The 272-nt window shown below is 71.7% G+C and carries 1 protein-coding gene; it reads right to left on the bottom strand.

The features are described from left to right. Positions 1-4 precede the first annotated feature (4 nt). Positions 5-272: DivIVA domain-containing protein (locus tag ACPYOG_RS19550; protein WP_481295786.1), on the bottom strand; the 268-nt coding region annotated here is incomplete at its 5' end.

The raw sequence follows: 272 nt of genomic DNA, 5'->3' as shown, positions 1-272 counted from the left end.
AGCGTCAGGCCAGCTCCTCTTCCAGACGGTCCAGCTCGTCGTCCACCTCGTCCGTGGCGTAGCCGCCGTTGACAGTCGCGAAGCGGGCCTGGCGCACCTCCTCCGCCGTCAGCGGGGCACCGCCGTCGCGCGCCTCACGGGCACGCGCCATGAAGGCGTCCACGTGGGTGGTCTCGTAGCCGATCTCGTCCTGCTCGACGAGCTCGAAGACCGGCTCGGCGTCCGGGGTGGTGCGGGGGGTCATGGGCGTCTCCTGCGGTGTGGGTCCCGGA

It is taken from the genome of Leifsonia sp. HAY1-4F, from assembly GCF_056755275.1.
This window is presented reverse-complemented; position numbering and strand designations above follow the sequence as displayed.